The sequence below is a fragment of the Lactiplantibacillus dongliensis genome (assembly GCF_005405105.1).
GTDB classification, from domain to species: Bacteria; Bacillota; Bacilli; order Lactobacillales; family Lactobacillaceae; genus Lactiplantibacillus; species Lactiplantibacillus dongliensis.
In genome coordinates, this window is record NZ_BJDK01000005.1 from 44,745 (window position 1) to 64,587 (window position 19,843).

14 protein-coding genes are annotated in these 19,843 nt (G+C 44.5%); 12 read left to right on the forward strand and 2 right to left on the reverse strand.

Translation table 11 applies throughout. The features are described from left to right. Positions 1–88 precede the first annotated feature (88 nt). From FFM80_RS02500 to FFM80_RS02515, 4 genes are all read left to right on the forward strand, one after another. Positions 89–979 (forward strand): LysR family transcriptional regulator, encoded by an 891-nt coding sequence (locus FFM80_RS02500; RefSeq protein WP_137639356.1) that lies wholly within the window; start codon positions 89–91, stop codon positions 977–979. A 49-nt stretch (positions 980–1,028) separates the two neighbouring features. Next, on the forward strand, positions 1,029–2,297 hold the full coding sequence (locus FFM80_RS02505; RefSeq protein ID WP_137639357.1) for a lactate racemase domain-containing protein: 1,269 nt from the start codon (positions 1,029–1,031) through the stop codon (positions 2,295–2,297). A gap of 23 nt (positions 2,298–2,320) precedes the next feature. Further along, complete coding sequence (larE, locus tag FFM80_RS02510) at positions 2,321–3,142, forward strand: ATP-dependent sacrificial sulfur transferase LarE (protein WP_137639358.1); 822 nt, start codon at positions 2,321–2,323, stop codon at positions 3,140–3,142. Between the two features lie 1,048 nt (positions 3,143–4,190). Continuing rightward, entirely contained in the window at positions 4,191–5,111 is a 921-nt protein-coding gene (locus FFM80_RS02515; RefSeq protein WP_171001020.1) for a hypothetical protein, read from the forward strand. Between the two features lie 326 nt (positions 5,112–5,437). Here the strand turns inward: FFM80_RS02515 and FFM80_RS02520 are convergent, their stop codons facing one another. After that, positions 5,438–6,316: a LysR family transcriptional regulator gene (locus FFM80_RS02520; RefSeq protein ID WP_137639360.1), complete on the reverse strand. Its 879-nt coding sequence runs from the start codon at positions 6,314–6,316 to the stop codon at positions 5,438–5,440. Positions 6,317–6,501: 185 nt separating this feature from the next. On the opposite strand from FFM80_RS02520, the gene FFM80_RS02525 reads away from it, so the two are divergent. From FFM80_RS02525 to FFM80_RS02540, 4 genes are all read left to right on the forward strand, one after another. Further along, positions 6,502–8,166, forward strand: coding sequence for a malolactic enzyme (locus FFM80_RS02525; RefSeq protein ID WP_223877282.1), 1,665 nt, complete (start codon positions 6,502–6,504; stop codon positions 8,164–8,166). A gap of 557 nt (positions 8,167–8,723) precedes the next feature. After that, positions 8,724–9,695, forward strand: coding sequence for an AEC family transporter (locus FFM80_RS02530; RefSeq protein ID WP_137639362.1), 972 nt, complete (start codon positions 8,724–8,726; stop codon positions 9,693–9,695). Between the two features lie 249 nt (positions 9,696–9,944). Continuing rightward, complete coding sequence (locus FFM80_RS02535) at positions 9,945–11,369, forward strand: amino acid permease (protein WP_137639363.1); 1,425 nt, start codon at positions 9,945–9,947, stop codon at positions 11,367–11,369. Between the two features lie 188 nt (positions 11,370–11,557). Next, positions 11,558–12,148 (forward strand): ECF transporter S component, encoded by a 591-nt coding sequence (locus FFM80_RS02540; RefSeq protein ID WP_137639364.1) that lies wholly within the window; start codon positions 11,558–11,560, stop codon positions 12,146–12,148. Between the two features lie 873 nt (positions 12,149–13,021). Here the strand turns inward: FFM80_RS02540 and FFM80_RS02545 are convergent. Further along, on the reverse strand, positions 13,022–13,198 hold the full coding sequence (locus tag FFM80_RS02545; RefSeq protein ID WP_137635485.1) for a DUF2187 domain-containing protein: 177 nt from the start codon (positions 13,196–13,198) through the stop codon (positions 13,022–13,024). Between the two features lie 231 nt (positions 13,199–13,429). Between FFM80_RS02545 and FFM80_RS02550 the strand changes: the two genes are divergently transcribed. From FFM80_RS02550 to cydC, 4 genes are all read left to right on the forward strand, one after another. Next, positions 13,430–14,860: a cytochrome ubiquinol oxidase subunit I gene (locus FFM80_RS02550; RefSeq protein ID WP_137639365.1), complete on the forward strand. Its 1,431-nt coding sequence runs from the start codon at positions 13,430–13,432 to the stop codon at positions 14,858–14,860. Next, a complete protein-coding gene (gene cydB / locus FFM80_RS02555; RefSeq protein ID WP_137639366.1) occupies positions 14,853–15,848 on the forward strand; it encodes a cytochrome d ubiquinol oxidase subunit II in 996 nt (331 codons plus the stop codon). Before FFM80_RS02550 ends, cydB begins: the two co-directional genes overlap by 8 nt. A 117-nt stretch (positions 15,849–15,965) precedes the next feature. Beyond that, entirely contained in the window at positions 15,966–17,699 is a 1,734-nt protein-coding gene (gene cydD, locus FFM80_RS02560; protein WP_137639367.1) for a thiol reductant ABC exporter subunit CydD, read from the forward strand. After that, positions 17,699–19,441, forward strand: coding sequence for a thiol reductant ABC exporter subunit CydC (gene cydC, locus FFM80_RS02565; protein ID WP_137639368.1), 1,743 nt, complete (start codon positions 17,699–17,701; stop codon positions 19,439–19,441). The genes cydD and cydC overlap by 1 nt, the downstream gene beginning before the upstream one ends. Positions 19,442–19,843: the final 402 nt, after the last annotated feature.

The following is a 19,843-nucleotide window of genomic DNA, read 5'->3' on the forward strand; positions in this document are numbered from 1 at the left end:
CGGTAATGGTCAACCTAGTTGATCTGTTGCGGGCTTTTAGTCGATTCATGATCGTTTGAACCAACGATTAGAGAAATGAGTGGGCATGATGAATACGCGAGATTTGGCTTATTTTCGAGCCTTAGTTGAACATAAAAATTATACGTTGGTCGCACAGCAGTTTGAGGTGTCCCAACCGGCAGTCACACAAGCGGTGCATCGGTTGGAGAAGGAGTTTCAAGCCAAGCTGGTCGCCCAAGACCGCAGTCATCAGCGGACTGAGATCACCCGGGCTGGGCAATTGCTCTATAAGAATGCCCAACTGATTCAGCAGAATATTGATTTAGCTCATCGCGAGATTGATAGTACCAAAAAACCGAAGATTCGGTTCGGCTTGCCACCAATTATTGGGACGATGTATTTTACCAATATTGCCGGTGAACTCTTGAACAAGGGGTTCCTGCCGCAACTGGCGATTACCGAGACTGGTTCTGGGGAATTACTAACTTTGCTGGAGCATGGTGATATTGATATTGCCCTATTAGGTTCATATAAGCCGTTAGCCGTGCCGGGCATTACGGCGATTCATCTAGGCAGCCGCCCGTTTTGTGTGATTGTGAGCCCGCAGCATCGCTTAGCCGATCGTTCAAGTATCGACTTTAAAGAACTTGCCAATGATAAATTTATTGGGCTAACTGGGAAGTTTGTCCATCCGGGGGCCTTTCGCGCTTATTGTGAGTATGCGGGGATTAATCCACCGATTATTTACAGTACGCCGGATATTTCTTGGGAAAAAGGGCTGGTGCATGCCAACTTAGGTGTGGGCTTATTGGTGCGCGACATTGTCAATTCCGATGATGGCGTGGTGCGCTTAGCAATCAATGACCCGTTGCCAACTAGCTTTAATGTGTCGGTCGCGATGCGGACTGGTTATGTGCCGACCGAAACGGAACAACAATTAATTGAAGAATTAGTCAAAATGGATATCACTGCGCAATAGCAGGGTAGCCACTTGTTGAGACAAGTAAATTAGGAAAGCCGCGATTAATGTGAAAGTAAAAGTGCCATATGGTAAAAGTGAGCAGTTTAACATTGACGTGCCAGATCAACAATTAGTAGGCGTTTTTAATCCGAATCCGGTTGCCTCAGTCGATGAAAACGAGGCGATTGATCAAGCCTTAAAACAACCGTTTTTTGATGAATCGTTTGAAAAATTCATGGATACGGATGAACGGGTCGTTTTCATTGTGAATGACGGGACCCGGCCAACGCCAACTGCGAAAGTGTTGCAACATATCTATCCCATGATTAAAGATAAGAATATTTATTTTATTGTGGCTACCGGGGTTCATCGGGAACCTACTCCAGAAGAATATGACTTTATTTTTGGGCATGCCATCTATGAAGATTTAAAGCGGCAACAGCGTGTGCATTGTCACGACTGCCATAATGATCCGATGAGCTACTTAGGTGAGTCACAAAACGGGACGCCGATGTATCTGAATAAGATCGTGGCGGAAGCGCATAAAGTAGTGCCAATCAGTTCAATCGAACCGCATTACTTTGCCGGTTATACCGGGGGACGGAAGTCGTTCTTGCCCGGTGTTGCTGCGTATGAAACCATTTCGAAGAACCATTATTTAGCGTTACAAGATTCAGCGCGGGCATTGAAGTTAGATGGCAATCCGGTGCATGAAGATATGATGGATGCGATGCATGTTCTGAGTGGCATTAATATCTTTGCGATTGAAATGGTGCTGGATAGTCAACATGACATTTATGCGGTCACAGCGGGGGACTTGAGCAAATCATTTTATGCGGGGATCGATAAGGCCAAGGAAGTCTATGGCGTGGTGATTCCGCACAAGGCTGATATCGTCATCTCGACGGCGCCATACCCCATGGATGTCGACCTCTATCAGTCACAAAAGGCGCTGGATAATGGGAAGTTGGCGTTGAATGAAAAGGGCATCTTGATCCTAGTTGCCAAGTGTCGAACGGGGATTGGGCCGAAGCCGTTTTATAACTTATTGAGTTCAGAAAAAGATCCAGAAGATGTGTTAAAAAAGATCCACCACAGTTGGAAGTTAGGCTACCATAAAGCCGCTAAAATGGCACAGATCGATACTTGGGCACAGACGTGGGCGGTTTCCGACTTAACGGATGAGGAAATGCGAAACGTGCATTTTAAACCTTATCATGATCTACAAGTCGCTTTTGCCGATGCGTTAGCTGAAAAAGGGGATCAGGCGTCAGTGATTGTCTTACCGGCTGGTTCAATGACTGTCCCAGAAGTCGCGGTGACTGGCAAAAACTAAATTTAAGATGAGGGGATTATCAAATGACAACTAAACAGCAAAAATTAGTCAAAACGTTACAAGGATTTAAGTCGGCAGTCGTTGGTTTTTCAGGCGGGATTGACAGTACCTTAGTGTTAAATATGGCGATCACCGTTTTAGGTCGCGACAACGTCTTAGCAGTAGTGGCGAATTCAGAATTCTTCAGTGACGATGAATTTACTGCCGCCGTTAAATTAGCCAACGAGATGGGCGCGCAAGTCGAAACAACGGATCTGGATTATTTGAGTGAACCACACGTTAAGCATAATACGGCTGATAGCTGGTATTACGCTAAGCAATTATTTTACAATCGTTTGGTTGAGTTGCAGCAGCAACACGGCTACGAAGTTGTACTGGATGGCATGATTATGGACGATGAAAATGACTATCGGCCTGGCATGCGTGCGCGTGATGAAGCTGGAGCAAAGAGCCCCTTAGAACTCGCTGGTTTCTACAAAGCCGATGTGCGTGATCTAGCCCAAGCAAACGGCTTAAAGAACTGGAGCAAGGTGCCGTCATGCAGTATTGCCTCGCGGTTCCCTTACGATACGGTCTTAACGCCTGCCATGCTTACCCGTGTCTTACGGGCCGAAAAGTATTTACGGGCGCAAGGTTTTCCAATTGTGCGGGTGCGGTCAACGGATCAAACTGCGCGGATTGAAGTGCCTAGTGAAGATATTGCCAACTTGATTAGCAAACGGGACAGTATCAATAATCAATTGAAAGTTTACGGCTTTGATTTTGTGTCAATTGATCTGGGCGGCTTTGTTAGCGGTCATATGAACAGTCAATTGTCAGCGGCACAAATTGCACAATTTGCTTAGCGGTTTGATTGTTGCTAGTGGGTTGGACTAAGCTTGCCACTCTGGTTGGGCCAGCATTGGCTGGAACGTGATGGCCGCGTTTATGAGCCAAAGGGCGGTCTCATAAGCCGGTCTTTGACTAACCCGGGAAATCACCGGCTAAGTCAAACGACACCACTGAGCTAATGCTGGCCCGCCCGGCGTTAATTAATCCGTGGTTGTAAGTTGGGTTCAAACCTGATTAAGGTCATTGTTAGAAATTAACTGATCGGTTGCAATTTTAACTAGTGTCAAAGGCAGTCGTTGATAATTAAGATAAGTCAAAATCTTAATAGGGTAGCAATCCAAATAAGCACTCAAAATCGAATCAATCGATTTTGAGTGCTTATTTGGATTAATGAAATGTTCTAAACCTAGATAATATGTTACCTGGAACACTAAACGAATCTCATTAAATAAAAATGGTCTGACCCTGGTAGAATACCGAAAACAGGCCATTGTCTAAAACTGAATATAGATTTGTCTAACCCTTTTGTTGCATTTCAAACTTCCAATCTTTTTTAGTGCTAATTTATTAAGTTACTACTCAATGACGTTGTTGAATCAGGACCATACCATCACAGCGTAGTAAAATCAGATTAGATTTAGTATTTGCTTGGAGGAAAGTCTCAGCATGGTCGATAAGCAGAAATATAAATATCTTATGAGTGGCCTGCTGTTACTGATGGTTGGGGTTGGTTTGACGAGAATGATGACAGGAGAGCTTCACCCAAAAGATGTTTAATCATTGCGGAGACCGTGGAAGCTTTCAGCTAGGTGTCCTAGGTTGGATTTCAACAGCGCTTAAACTGGTATATGATCGTGAAAATGAAATAAGGCGGGTCCGTAAGATTGCCATTCATACACAATCTTACGGATCTGTTGGCAGTTGCTAAGTATTGTAATCCCAATATTTTCTCACTATAATAGTACTTATCATACATAAAGAAAAGAGTGAATTATTTTGAAGTCTAAAGCTGCAAAATTGGCCATCGTAGCGACCCTAAGCCTAGGTCTTGGAATTAGCGTCTTGAGTGATCCAATTACATATGATAGTAGTGGCGTGATTGTTGCACAAGCCAGTAAAAAGAATAAAGTTCTTCGCTATAAGAAGTTAGCTAAGAAAGCCGTTCATGTTTCTAAAGGGAATATGTATTCATCGGCTAAGCTCAGCAAGATTTCTCACAAGGCTAAGAACTACAAGCACACGACCTTCTATCGGACTAAGCAAGCTAAGGTTATTAAGACTAATAAGAAGACGGCTGTTTATAACTATATCAAGTCGAAAAATGGTAAGACTAAGGGCTGGATTTGGCATGGTTATGTGAAGAATGGCAAGGCTCCAAAGGCTAAGACAAAGAGTAAGGCCGTAGCCACGAGTGCTAAGTCTAAGTCAAGCTCATCTGTGAGCTCAAGTAATAAGATTAGTAAGAGTAAGCTGCAGAGTATGAGTAAAGGTTTTTCTAGTGGAAACAATATTAAGATCATGAATAATTGGTTGATTAAACCTGGTAAAAAAGGTTCGGGACCTTTAACAAACTCTAAGGGATACCTAATCCCGGCTAAAGGAACCAAGCTTAACATGTTAGATAGCACGTCATATGTCGCAACCTTGAGTAACGGACATCGCTTATCAGGAATTATAAGTCATCCTAAATACGCACTTGAAGTCATGCCTGGTATGCATTCCAATAGCGAAACGTTTACTAATAAATCTAATCATTGGAAGCTTTATTTTATCAGTGGTAATGGTAAAGATGGCAAAAAGATTGTAGCAGAACCACACACAGGTTATAAGCCTATCAGTCATATGAACCCACAACTTCAAAATGGTTTCGGACAACTTGGAATCAACATTAATTCAGATCCAGATTCTGTCCTTTACAATTGGACAAATAAGACTCTCTTAATTAATAAGGCATCGGCCGAAAGTGGATTATTCTTTAAGTAATATTTATAAAGACATGGTATTTATATCGTGTCTTTTTTGTTATACGTAATATAATTGCTGACATATTATTTGATACTCCATTATCAATTTTTAATTGTAGGCGTTACCTTTTATGTGACAAAGAGCCGATAATAGTCAACCGTGATTAAAAGTAGTCCAGCAATAACAGTCGGAGTGACCAAATGAGTCGTCGCGTCGAGTCAATTAGCTGGGTGATTTTCCCTAGATTAGTGACTGGGCCGACTTCGAAGACTGGTTTTAAAGCTTCAGGGTTGCCCCACAGCGAATCGCTTGGTCAACGGAGACGAACAAGTTAGTGTTAGTGATTAAGCCAGAATGCGATGCATAATAGCCAATAACTGCTGCTGAGCGGGCGTTAAGATATGCGTGGTGCGATAGACAATACTAGTGATGAATTCTGGACGTTCCTCATCCATTAGTTCCAGCCGCACGACATCAGCTTGTTGATCCACGATATCGGTTAAATAAGTAATACCAACATTTTGGGCCACTAACTTCATAATCATGTGCGTGTCATTGGAACGAAAGACGACGTCCGGGCGAAAGTGATTGCGTCGTGTGAGTCGATTGAAAGCTTGATTGTGCACGAAGCTGTTTTCGAACAAGACAAAGTCTTCATGGCGCAGTTCACTGAAAAAGATGCGTTTGCGATCAGCGAGCGGATGGGTTTTACCGACATAAATGTAAAACGGATGGCGGTCGAATTCATCGGCGATTAAGTTCTGGTAGGAGAGGGGTTCGATGGACCCTAATAAAGCCATATCCATCTGCCCGTCCAATAACCCTTTACGTAATTCGACCGAGCCGCCTTCGACCGTTAAGATATGGCGCAGAAGCCGCTGCTGCTTAAGCTGGGCCGCGATTTTAGGAAAATAATAGTTTTCAATAATGGGCGGCAACCCTAGTGCAATTTGATTTTGAACGAGATTTTGGATTTCATGATGCGCAGTATCCAATTCACGCAAAATACTAGTGGCATGTTCGGCTAACTGCTGGCCACTCGGCGTGATTGTCAACTCATGATGAACGCGGTCACGAATAACGAGTTGTGATCCGAATTCGGCTTCCAAGCGTTTGATCGCTGTGGTGATGGTTGGTTGGCTAACGCCAAAAAAATCGGCCACTTTTGAAAAGTTTTTTTGATTAATTAGTTCTTTGAAATAGGCTAAGTCTTTTGTATTCATGATTTCTCCTGTTAAATCAGCGTTTATACTGACATTATAAAATATTTTTATAGTAGCTGACAAGTTTGACTATAATAATTGAGCGGGTTTAAGGTGTTAAATGTAAATTGATGAGCGCAGATTGTTGACCGTGATGAACGGATTCGTTAATCTGATAATCGCAGCTTACCAAATTAGTTAATTCAATAGTTAAACTAACCCAAACGGAGGAATTATTAATGACGAAAACTGCAGACCAAATTTTAAATAACCCTTTTTTAAACAAAGGGACAGCTTTTACTAAGGCTGAACGCCAAGCACTAGGTTTAACTGGGACGTTACCTAGCCAAGTTCAAACGATTGAAGAACAAACGACCCAGGCATATGCCCAATTTCAAAGTAAGCCAACGCGTTTAGAAAAACGGATTTTCTTAATGAACTTGTTCAATGAAAACCGGACGTTGTTCTACCACTTGATGGATCAACACGTGGTTGAATTCATGCCAATCGTGTACGATCCCGTCGTCGCTGACTCAATCGAACAATATAACGAATTATTCTTGGATCCCCAAAATGCGGCCTTTGTATCTGTCGATGCCCCTGAAGATATTGAAGCCACGTTGAAGAATGCAGCGACTGGCCGTGACATTCGGTTAGTGGTTGTGACCGATGCTGAAGGGATCTTAGGCATGGGTGACTGGGGTGTCAATGGGGTTGATATTGCCGTTGGTAAATTGATGGTCTACACGGCTGCGGCCGGGATTGATCCGTCACAAGTCTTACCAGTCAGTATTGATGCTGGGACGAATAACCAAAAACTCCTTGATGATCCGTTGTACCTAGGCAATCGGCACAAGCGGATTTATGGTGATCGTTATTACGAAACCATTGATAAGTTTGTGGCCGCTGAACAAAAGTTATTCCCAGATTCATTATTACATTGGGAAGACTTTGGTCGTTCAAACGCCCAAGTAATCTTAGATCAATACAAAGACAAGATTGCGACCTTTAATGATGATATCCAAGGTACTGGGATGGTTGTTTTAGCCGGAATTTTAGGGGCCTTGAATATTTCTAAGGAAAGTATCAAAGACCAAAAGATCTTGTCCTTTGGTGCTGGGACTGCCGGGATGGGAATTGCGAGCCAAATCATGGACGAACTCATGCAAGCTGGTCTGACAGAAGCTGAAGCCAAGCAACATTTCTACGCCGTTGATAAGCAAGGCTTGTTATTCGACGACACCGAAGACTTAACGCCAGCCCAAAAAGCTTTCACCCGTCAACGCAGTGAATTCAGCAATGCTGATGAATTGACGAACTTGGAAGCCGTTGTTAAGGCCGTTCACCCAACCGTTATGATTGGGACCTCGACGCAACCAGGGACCTTTACCGAAAGCATTATTAAGGAAATGGCAGCTCATACTGACCGGCCAATCATCTTCCCATTGTCTAACCCAACGAAATTAGCCGAAGCGAAAGCGGAAGACTTAATTAAGTGGACGGATGGCCGGGCCTTAGTTGCGACAGGGATTCCTGCGGACGATGTTGAATACAAGGGTGTGACTTACCAGATTGGTCAAGGCAATAATGCCTTGATGTACCCTGGTTTAGGCTTTGGGTTGATTGCCTCAACGGCCAAAGTCTTGAACGCAGAAACGTTATCCGCTGCTTGTCATGCTTTGGGCGGTATCGTTGATACGAGCAAGCCAGGGGCAGCCGTTTTACCACCCGTTTCAAAGATTACTGAATTTTCACAAACGTTAGCCGAAGTCGTAGCCCAAAGTGTTATCGACCAAAAGCTAAATAAGGAACCAATCACTAGTGCTAAGCAAGCCGTTGCTGACATGAAGTGGGTTCCTGAATATAAATAAGTTAGTGAGCTAATTGCCACGCTAGATGAGTCGACTCCGACTCGTCTGGTGTTAGTTGGTCAATTATTTAGAAATCAAAATTTAGCTATTAGTAATAGTAGCTTTAGTAACGATTCGGTTGATTGCCAAAGTACGTCAGTATTAATAACCCTAGAGATAGGTGAGTTAATCACGTATTTTGGCCATTAGCTTGTCAGCTAGATTGTAAACGATAAAATTGTAACAAATTAATACAGTGGTCGCGTTTTTAGAGAGAGCGTGCAACACGTTATAGAGAATGAACTAACTAGATTAGTTGTGGTAAGGATTAGTGGTTGGACGTTAATTTAATAACGCTGATATTAACGGCGGGCGGGCCGGATGATGCTCAGTGGTGAAGTTTTTCTTAGTCGGTAATTTTTCCGGCTTAGAAAAAGCCCGATTTGTGAGACCGCCCTTTGGCTCACAAACGTGGCCACCACGTTCCAGCGTCATTCCGGACCAACCAGAGTGGCATGCACAACTAACCACAAGCATTAAAGAGAGAAAAAATTGTAGGAAGTAGGGACTAAAAACTTATGGCTGTTTTATGGAATTCAATTCAAAGTGTCCTCGTGGTCGTTTTGATCATGGTTTTAGGATATGTGTTACGACGGACGGGCTGGTTTGACGATAAATTCGGTGGCACGATTTCGAAATTTATTAAGAACATTGCCTTGCCAGCCTCAATCTTCGTTTCAGTATTAAGTCGCTTAACGCGAGGGCAACTAGTGTCATTTTCCGGTTACTTGGCGTATGCCTTTTTGGCCGTCATCATCGGGTATCTGATTGCGTTTGCTTTAGTTAAGCTGATGCATGTTAAACCCGGACGCAAAGGGATTTTTATTAATGCGGTGGTCAACGCCAATACGATCTTTATTGGGTTGCCCTTAAACATTGCCTTGTTCGGTGATAACAGTATGACGTACTTCTTAGTTTATTATATTGTGAACACCGTTTCGACTTGGGCGTTTGGGGTCTTCTTGATTTCAAATGATGATCCAACTAAGCCAAAGGGGAAGACGCATCACCAGATTGACTGGAAGAAAGTGATCCCAATGCCGTTAGTTGGGTTCTTAGTTGCTTTGGTCTTCCTGCTATTGAATATTCCAATCTTGAAGATTTCCTTTGTGAACTCTACGTTAACTTACGTGGGTAATTTGGTCACCCCATTATCCTTAATCTATATTGGGATTGTCTTGGCCGATGCTGGTTTGAAGAGTATCCGCTTTGACCGTGATACGATTGTGGCTTTGATTGGTCGGTTCATCTTATCACCGGCAATCATGATTGCCGTCTTGATGGTTGCCGGCAACTTTGGAGCCAGCTTCCCAACGATGGCATCACAAACCTTAATCGTGCAATCCGCAACCCCAATGTTGGCGGTCTTGCCAATCTTGGCTAACGAAGCACACGGGGATGTTGAATACGCGACGAACGTGGTCACAACCAGTACGGTTTTGTTCATCGTTGTCGTACCAATCTTGATGTCTTTGATTCAATTTATCTAGGACACGACTAAAATTAAAATAGTATTAAAAAAGGCCCTGATTCTTAGAATTAGGGCCTTTTTTTAATCTTGAAAACGGTTAGCGTCGCTTTCTTTGTGTAAAATAACTAAGTGACAAAAGTCGCTCTTTAACGGCAATTAGGCTCACTTTTATTAAAAATATTAAAGAAATCCTTGACTATTTATGTGAAAATCAATAAAATTAATATCGTTATATTAATAAGAATTCAATTAGGAGGCAATGGTGAATATGAAAGAATCACGACGATTGTTGGTAAAAAAGCCAGTCAATCCGGCTAATTTTAATAAGAGCGGGTTGGCCAAGACCCTCGATGCCTTCAGTTTAACAATGATGGGGGTCGGCGCAATCGTAGGTTCTGGGATTTTCATTATGCCTGGGATTATTGCTGCGAAGTATGCGGGGCCGGCTGCCATGCTATCCTTTGTGATTGCGGCGGTGGTCTGTTCATTGGCTGCTTTGTGTTATGCGGAATTTTCATCAACGATTCCCTTAGCAGGGAGTGCGTACACGTATGTTTACACCGTGTTCGGGGAATTCTTAGCATGGATTTTGGGTTGGGCATTGATCTCTGAATATCTCTTTTCAGTATCGTCCGTGGCGGTTAGTTGGTCGTCATACTTCCAAAATCTATTGAGCGGGTTTGGGATCAAATTGCCCGCTTTCTTATCGGCCGCAGCCGGGACGGCCGGCGCACCGCATGCCGGTTTTAATTTAATTGCCTTTATTGTGGTTTTAGCCATTTCGTTATTGTTAGTTGGTGGGGTCCAAGAGTCAACGCGGGTCAACTCCATCATGGTCGTCGTGAAGATCTTGGTCATTGCCTTGTTTATCGGGGTAGCGATCTTCTTCGTGAAACCTGCTAATTTCCACCCATTCATGCCGCATGGGGTGCATGGGTTAGTCAAAGGGGCTTCGTTAGCCTTTTATGCGTATATCGGGTTTGATGCGGTGTCAACGGCGTCTGAAGAAGTTAAGAATCCTAAGCATGATATGCCGATTGGGATTATCGGGTCACTGATTGTGGCGTCGATCTTGTACATTGCGATGTCCGTTGTCTTAGTCGGAGTTGTTTATTATACGAAGCTAAACGTTGCGGACCCCGTTGCGTATGCGTTAGCCTTGATTCATCAAAACTGGGCTGCCGGCATTGTCTCCTTAGGGGCAGTTGTCGGGATGACCACGGTGTTAATCGTCATGCTATATGGTGGGACCCGGTTGTTATTTGCGATTAGTCGGGATGGCTTATTGCCCAAGACATTCCGCAAGTTAAATCCCCATACGAAAGTGCCGGTTCGCAGCACTTGGATCTTTGGGATTATTTCAAGTATTTTTGCGGCGGTGATTCCGTTGGATAAGATTGCCGAATTAGTTAATATTGGGACGTTGTTTGCCTTTGCAATGGTCTCAATCGGGGTTATCTTTTTACGGAAGCATGAAACCTTACAACAGATTGAAAGTTCATTTAAAGTGCCATTCTTCCCAGTGTTGCCAATTGTCTCATTTTTAGCCTGTGCTTATTTGATGATTAATCTACAAGTATTTACTTGGAAGATGTTTGCCATTTGGATTACGCTCGGGATTATCATTTACTTTATTTATGGCTATCGGCATTCACGGATTCGTGAAGGGTTGCGTGAACAAGAAACTAAATAATTTTTAAGCGTGTCGGCGGTTGCTGGCGCGTTTTTTTGGTAAAATAAGAGCAAGTTAAGTTAGTCGACTTGCTAACTTAATCAGGAGGCGGGGACGTAGTTAGTCAAATCTGGCTTGATCTGACTGGTTGCGGTTCTGTCTGGCGGTGTCCCCCAGCCGCAAAACCGGAGAGAGGAAGGACGTTAAGGATGCAACGAAAATCCAACGCCTATCAAATTAGTGTCTTAGCGGTCTTAACGGCCATTGTCATTATTCAAAATGTGGTGCCATTATTTGGCTATATTCCCTTACCAGGGCTTAGTATTACGACGATTCATATCACGGTCATTATTGCGGCAGTGATTCTGGGCCCCAAAGACGGGGCGATTATCGGTGGTGTCTGGGGTTTGATTGATTGGATACGGGCGTTTACGGCGCCAACCAGCCCGTTAGCACCGATTGTTTTCACCAACCCTTTGGTGTCCGTGTTGCCACGAATCTTGGTCGGGGTCGTTGCCGGGATTATTTTTGCCGGCTGGGCCAAACGTCACCATCCCGCAGTTGGCATGGTGATTGCGGCTGTCGCCGGTTCATTAGTGAATACGATTTTAGTTCTTGGCTTAATCGGCTTGCTGTACCGCAATGCCGCGGCCGGGTTTTATCAGATCGACCTATCAAAGCTAATGCCGTATTTATTAACCATTGTCGGTACAAACGGCATTCCCGAAGCGATTCTAGCGGGGATCGTCACACCGCTAATTGGGACGCCATTACTACGATTTAAACAGCGCCATCGTTAGTGTAAAACGATCATTCCTTAATTGGAGTGATCGTTTTTTTTGAGGATGATTGCCGCTACGGTTAGTGTTAGTTGGTTTGGATTGCCACTCTGGTTGGCCCAGTATCGGCTGGACGTGGTGGCCACGTTTTCGAGCCATAGTGCGGTCTCGAAAGCCGGGCTTTCACTAAGCCGGAAAACCACCGACTAAGTGAAACGACACCACTGAGCCAATTCTGGTCCGCCCGACGTTAATTAACAGGTAGTTATAAATTAACGTTAATTCATTGTGACCAGTAACAGGTAACTTTAACTCATATCAAGCGCTCAAATGTGTTGTTCATTAGAAAGCTGTAGTTTCAAATTGCAACTTGACGTGGTGAAAATAGGTACTACGTTTGGTGTTAGTTGGATGTGGGTTGCCACTCTGGTTGGCCCAGCGTTGGCTGGAACGAGGTGGACACGTTTTCGAGCCAAAGGGTTGTCTTGAAAGCCGGGCTTTATCTAAGTCGGAAAATCACCGACCAAGATAAACGACACCACTGAGCCAATTCTGGGCCGCCCAATGTTAATTAACGTGAATTAATGACTATCTATTGTTGACCGTAAATTTAGCCGAGAGGTTGGTTCCTAAAATGCTCAGCCGTGTCGTTGGTCTTAGTGTGAGTGGTCTGCTCATACTTAGGCCAAGGCCAGTTTTGAAGACCGAGCTTTGGCTTCAAAATGGCCCATGGCGTTCCAGCGTTTTAGGAACCAACCGGCAAGCGGCAATTTTAACTAGCACCCAGCGTATTCTATAGCTTGTTCAACGGAGACGGATAAACAAGCACTAACTAAAAAAATCCGGCTTTCAAGCAGTTTGTAGACTGCTGAAAAACCGGATTAATTCACTCAATTACTTAACTTCAGTAACTTTCTTCTGACTAATAATCACTTTATCATGATACTTATCAACGATTTCTGGATCTGTACTGGTAAACTCAATCAAGTACGAGTTCGTGTAGGCCTTCGCAATTGTGCCGGTCATGGTCTGGCCCTCAAGCTTAAATGTCACTTTAGTTCCGATTTCCATTGGTTTGGCCTCATTTCTGTATAATGTCGTTAATATAGCACGGATTAGCAAAATGTCAACTAACAAACTGAAAACGGGGATAAAACTAGGCTTGAAAATTAGCGCCCTTGACTATTTTACTAATAAAAGTTGAGTTTGATTGAATTTTCACTTATCGCTTGATATGATAAAGGTGACTTGAATGTTTACGCTTACGTAGGTGGACGTAACAGTTAAAATAAAGGGGGGATTATGATGAGTATTTTATCCTTAGCCCGCTTTCAATTTGCGATGACGACGGTGTTTCATTTCTTCTTTGTGCCATTATCAATTGGTTTAGCATTAGTCGTAGCCATTATGGAAACGCTCTATGTTGTGAAAAAGGATCAATTGTACAAACATATGGCACAATTCTGGGGACGGATTTTCTTACTTAGTTTTGCCGTTGGGGTTGTAACCGGGATTATTCAGGAATTCCAGTTCGGGATGAACTGGTCGGAGTACTCACGTTTTATGGGTGACATTTTTGGCGCACCACTAGCGATTGAAGCGTTAGTTGCGTTCTTTATGGAATCCACGTTTATCGGCTTATGGATGTTTGGCTGGGACCGGTTTAGTGCTGGCATTCACTGTGCGTTTATTTGGTTAACTTCCATTGGGACGATGATTTCGGCCATGTGGATTTTGGCTGCCAATAGTTTTATGCAAAATCCAGTTGGTTTCATGATCAATGCTAAAACGGGTCGTGCACAGATGACGAGCTTTGCTGCGGTCATTAAGAATCCGCAATTATGGTATGAATTACCGCACGTTTTGTTTGGGGCATTTGTGACTGGTTCCTTTGTGGTTGCCGGGATGGCTGCGTTTGGTTTGCTTAAGAAGCGCAATCCGGAATTCTTCCGGAAGTCACTTAAAGTTAGTCTGATTATTGGGTTATTGGCCACTGTTGGCGTGGTTGGTATGGGTGATGTCCAAACGCGTTACATTATTAAAGAACAACCGATGAAGTTTGCGGCGACGGAAGGCTTATACAAAGACTCCGGCTCACCAGCGGCTTGGGCGATTGTGTCTGGCATGGATACCAAGAATCATAAGACGGACTGGTCGATTGAGATGCCTTACGTCTTGGATATCTTAAGCTATCATAAGTTATCCGGGAACGTTAAGGGTCAAAATGCGATCAACAAGGAATTACATGCTAAATATGATAAGAAGTTTGGTAAGGACATGAACTACTATGTGCCAACCAAGACATTGTTCTGGAGTTTCCGGGTTATGGCCATTTCCGGTGGTTTGTTTGCCTTAATTGCGATTATCGGCTTAATCTTTAATCGCGCCGGTAGCGACTTAATTATGCGGCAGCGCTGGTTCTTATGGGTCTTAGGGATTTGCACGTTCTTACCATTTGCGGCGAATACGGCCGGCTGGTTTATTACCGAACTGGGGCGGTACCCTTGGGTCGTCTATGGTCTATTGACGATTGCCGATGCCGTTTCGCCAAATGTTAGTGTTGCGTCACTGTTAATCTCAAATATTGTCTACTTCTGCCTGTTCAGTGGTTTAGGCATCGTGATGATCGTCTTGTCCAAACGGGTCTTGCATCATGGTCCAGATGACTTGCTGCAAGCGAAAGATGATGCACCGTATGACCCATATGGTAAGGGGGCGTTCGATCATGAGTAACTTACAATTCTTATGGTTTATTTTAATCGGTGTTTTATTTAGTGGCTTCTTCTTCCTAGAAGGTTTTGACTTTGGGGTTGGGATGTCGATTAAGACTTTGGCGCAAACGCGGTCGGAACGTGATGCAGTGATTCATACCATTGGCCCACATTGGGATGCGAATGAAGTTTGGCTGATCACGGCTGGCGGGGCAATGTTTGCCTCGTTTCCAATGTGGTACGCATCCTTATTCTCCGGTTTTTATCTGATTCTACTCTTGATTTTAGTCGCTTTGATTATGCGGGGTGTTTCTTTTGAATTCCGTAGTCGGATGGAAAGTGAACGTGGTCGGAATTTCTGGGAATGGGCCGCGGCCTTAGGAAGTTTCTTCGCAGCGTTCCTCTTTGGGATGTTGTTTACGGCGATGGTCAAAGGGATGCCAATCAACGCGCATGGAGATATTTCAGCGCACTTTACCGACTATGTGAACTTATTCTCACTTGTTGGTGGGGTGGCGGTGACCTTACTCTGCTACTTACACGGCTTGAACTTTGTCCGATTAAAGACGACCGGGGCATTGCGGGAACGCGCGTTAAAATGGGCCAAACCATTATACTGGCTCCTATTTGCTGGTGAAGTTTTGTTTGCCATCCTATTGTTCTTCAGTACGGACTTCTTCGCTAAAAAGCCAATTTCAACGTTGATTATTGTCGTTGCTTTAGTGCTCTTAACGGTGCTTGCCACTTGGGGTGTTTACAGTAACCACGAATGGCTGTCGTTTATTAGTAGCGGCTTGTCCTTAATCGATGTGGTCATCTTATTGTTCAACGGCTTGTTCCCACGGGTAATGGTTGCGAATAATGCTGCCAACAGTATCTTAATTAAAGATGCGTCGAACTCGCCGTATACGTTACATCTGATGACAATTATCGCCTTGACGACTTTGCCGATTATGCTGATTTACTTCATTTGGAGTTATTGGGTCTTTTATAAGCGAGTTGCATCATAAACCGCTACCAAATACGGAATCAATGGTACAATTTAATTAAATAAGCCCGAAAGTGGTCGTGACTTGGCCGGTGCCAGGTCACGGCTTTTTTGTGATATAAGGTGGGGAGGGACAGTTATGTTTGATCCAGCATTATTCAAATTACCGGGAATGCGACGTCTGGCGGTGATTTTAGCCTTACTAGCGGTCGTTGAAGGCATTTTTATTATTATTCAAGCACAGTTTATGTCCGTGGCAATTGTTGGCTTGTGGCATTTGCAGCAACTGGGAACGATATTACAGCCGATGCTAATCTTTGCGGCGGCTTGGACTGGGCGGCAATTATTAGTCGTTGTCAAGAATCGGTTGATGTATCCCGTTGTTGAAAAGACGACCGGGGATTTGCGTCGACAAGTGATGCAAAAGCTCTATCGGTTAGGACCAAGTTACGTCGCTAAGACTGGGACCGGTAATGTGGTGACGACGGCTTTAGAGGGCATTGATAAGGTTCAGACGTATTTGATGCTCGTCGTCATTAAAGTTATCGATATGATGGTGATTCCATGGGTGATCTTAATTTATATTGCCTGGCTACGGTGGCGTGAAGCGTTATTCTTATTAGCTATTTTTCCGTTAATTATTGTGTTTATGATTATTTTAGGTTACGCGGCCCAAGCGAAAGCCGACAAGCAATACGTCGGGTACCAGCGTTTATCGAATCATTTTGTCGATACCTTGCGCGGCCTGCCCACGTTGAAACAATTAGGACTTAGCCGGCAGTATGCCAACAACGTGTATCAAGTGAGCGAAGGCTACCGGAAGCAGACGTTGGCGGTGATCAAGATTGCCATGTTGTCGACCTTTGCTTTGGACTTCTTTACGACGCTTTCCATCGCGGTCGTGGCGGTCTTCTTAGGCTTTGGCTTAATCGATGGGACGATCACCTTATTACCAGCGTTAGTGATCTTAGTCTTATCACCAGATTACTTTTTGCCGTTACGGACGTTTGCGAGTGATTATCACGCCACCTTAAATGGGAAGAATGCCTTTGCGGCGGTCCAAAAAATGTTGGCCTTGCCCGTGGCCACGCAACGTGATCAATTAGGCACGCAGCCGTTAAATTGGCAAGCAGATAGTACGTTAAGCTTACAAGCGATTGACTTCAGCTATGATGGCACGCAACCAGCCCTTAGTACGCTTAAGCTGCAAGCTAAAGGTTATCAACGAATTGGGATTATTGGGGCTTCTGGCTCTGGTAAGTCAACCTTGATTAACTTGTTAGGCGGCTTTTTAACGCCAACCGCTGGTCAAGGTACCATCACGGTGAACGGTCAATCCGTTACTCATTTAAATCAGATTGCTTGGCAGCAGAGCTTCTTTTATATTCCGCAAAATCCTTACTTGTTCCATGCTAGTTTGGCGGAAAACATCGCCTTTTATCAACCAGATGCGGGCCTCAGCGCAATTGGGGCTGCCGCTGAAAAGGCGGGTTTAACGGCCTGGATTAAAACGTTACCGGATGGACTAGCAACGAAGATTGGCGAGGGCGCCCGCGGAGTTAGTGGTGGTCAGGCGCAACGGATTGCGTTAGCGCGGGCATTCTTGGATAGTTCGCGGCGGATCTTGTTATTCGATGAACCGACTGCCCATCTAGATATTGAAACGGAAGCGGAATTAAAGCAAACGATTTTACCGGTGTTTAAAGATCACTTAGTCTTCTTTGCGACGCATCGTTTGCATTGGATCAACCAAATGGATTATGTACTCGTCATGGACCACGGCCGGATTGTTGAGCAAGGGACGCCAGCGCAACTAGCCGCGGCGGATGGGGCATACGTCCGGTTACGGGATGAAATGGTAGGTGCCATCTAATGAAAAACTTTTTTGCAACCTTTAAACATGATACTTGGGTGATGCCGTATTTACGTAAGTATAAAAAGTTATTGGCATTGACGCTATTTCTTGGGTTAATGACCTTCTTCTGCGGGTCAGCGTTGATGTTTAACTCGGGGTATTTGATTAGTAAAGCGGCGCGTCATCCGTATAACATTCTGATGATCTACGTGCCGATTGTCTTGACACGGGCCTTCGGGATTGGGCGACCAGCGTTTCGTTATGCGGAACGGATCACCAGTCATAATTGGGTCTTACGGATTGTGTCTGATTTTCGTAAAAAGCTCTATCAAGCCGTTGAAAAACAAGCGGTCGCGATTCGACAAAACTTTCAGACCGGCGATGTGTTAAGCCTATTAGCTGATGACATCGACCATATTGAAAATCTCTATTTACGGACTGTTTTTCCAACCGTGATTGCCCTTGTGATGTACGTGTTGATCGTGTTAGCGCTGGGGGTCTTTAGTTGGTGGTTTGGCTTGCTGATGCTACTGATGCTAGGTCTGATTGTGATCGTGATGCCGTTATTGTCAGTGTTAGTGAACGGTGCCCGTGAAACGCGCAGTCGTCAAATTCAACAGACGTTTTATACTCAACTGACTGATGCAGTGATGGGATTAGGTGATTGGCTAATCTCCGGTCGGCAACAAGCCTTTAATGACCGGCAAACGGCGCCGATTGATCAGATTTCTAGTTTGCGACGCGCTGATCACCAATTCCAGTGGTGGCGTGATTTTACCATTCAGCTTATTTTTGGCGTGATTTGCCTGGCATTGATTATTTGGAGTAGCTTTGCATGGACCCAGAATCAGGCTAATGCTAACTGGATTGCGGCCTTTGTGCTATCCGTCTTCCCGTTAGTCGATGCCTTTCAATCGGTCAGCCAAGGGGTCAGTGAATGGCCCAGTTATCAACGGTCGATCGTGCGGGTTAATCAGCTGGATACTAAGCCAATCGATCAACAGGATCAAACCGTGTTAACCGAACCGTTTAGTCAATTGCAAGTAGCTAAGCTTGAGTTTACGTATCCAGAGGGGACCCGGCCCATCTTTAAGCAGCTAAGCTTGACGTTAAAAGCTGGTGAAAAGGTCGCGTTATTAGGGCCTTCCGGGACGGGTAAAAGTACCCTATTGAAGCTCATCTTGGGTGACTTACAACCGAATGCGGGGACGGTGCAACTGAATGATATTCCGATTGCGCGACTACAAAATGAACGGGCCCAGTTATTTGGAGTTTTGGATCAGCAGCCGTATTTGTTTAATACGACGATTATGAATAATGTTCGGATGGGAAATTTAAAAGCGACCGATGACCAAGTGAAGGCGGCGTTAAAGGCGGTTGAATTGGACCACCTGATTGATTCGTTACCGGATGGTTATGAGACGGTGGTTGAAGAAGGCGGGGCCCGCTTTTCGGGCGGTGAACGCCAACGGTTAGCTTTAGCGCGGATCTTATTGCAAGATGCACCGATTATTATCTTGGATGAGCCAACGGTTAGCTTGGATCCAATCACAGAAGCCCATCTTTTAGCAACCGTGTTTAGTGTCTTGCAAGATAAGACGATTCTATGGGTGACCCATCATTTAGCCGGAATTAATTATGTCGATCAGGTCCGCTTCTTGGAAGCCGGGCAGTTCGATATGGCCGGCACCCCGCAAGAATTATATGCGAGTGCCCCACGGTTTAAACGGTTATATGATTTGGATCAGGGTCAGGAGTAGACTAATGTTGGTCTTGGAAATAATTGGCGATCCATAGTAGCGGCGGTTGTCTTAGCTGATTGTGATCCAACTAGCAGCAGATGGAAAAGCACGCTTGGTGCTAGTTGAAATTGCCGCCTGCCGGTTGGTTACTAAAACGCTAGAACGCCATGGGCCATTTTGAAGCCAAAGCCCGGTCTTCAAAGCTGGCCTTGGCCTAAGTCCGAGCAGACCACTCGCACTAAGGCCAACGACACGGCTGAGCATTTTAGGAACCAACCTCTCGGCTAAATAACTGAACTGAAAGTAATCAATCGTTAATTTTTCAATTCCCGGTAGTTAATGTCGGGCGGGCCAGAATTGGCTCAGTGGTGTCGTCTATCTTGGCCGGTGATTTTCCGACTTAGATAAAGCCCGGCTTTT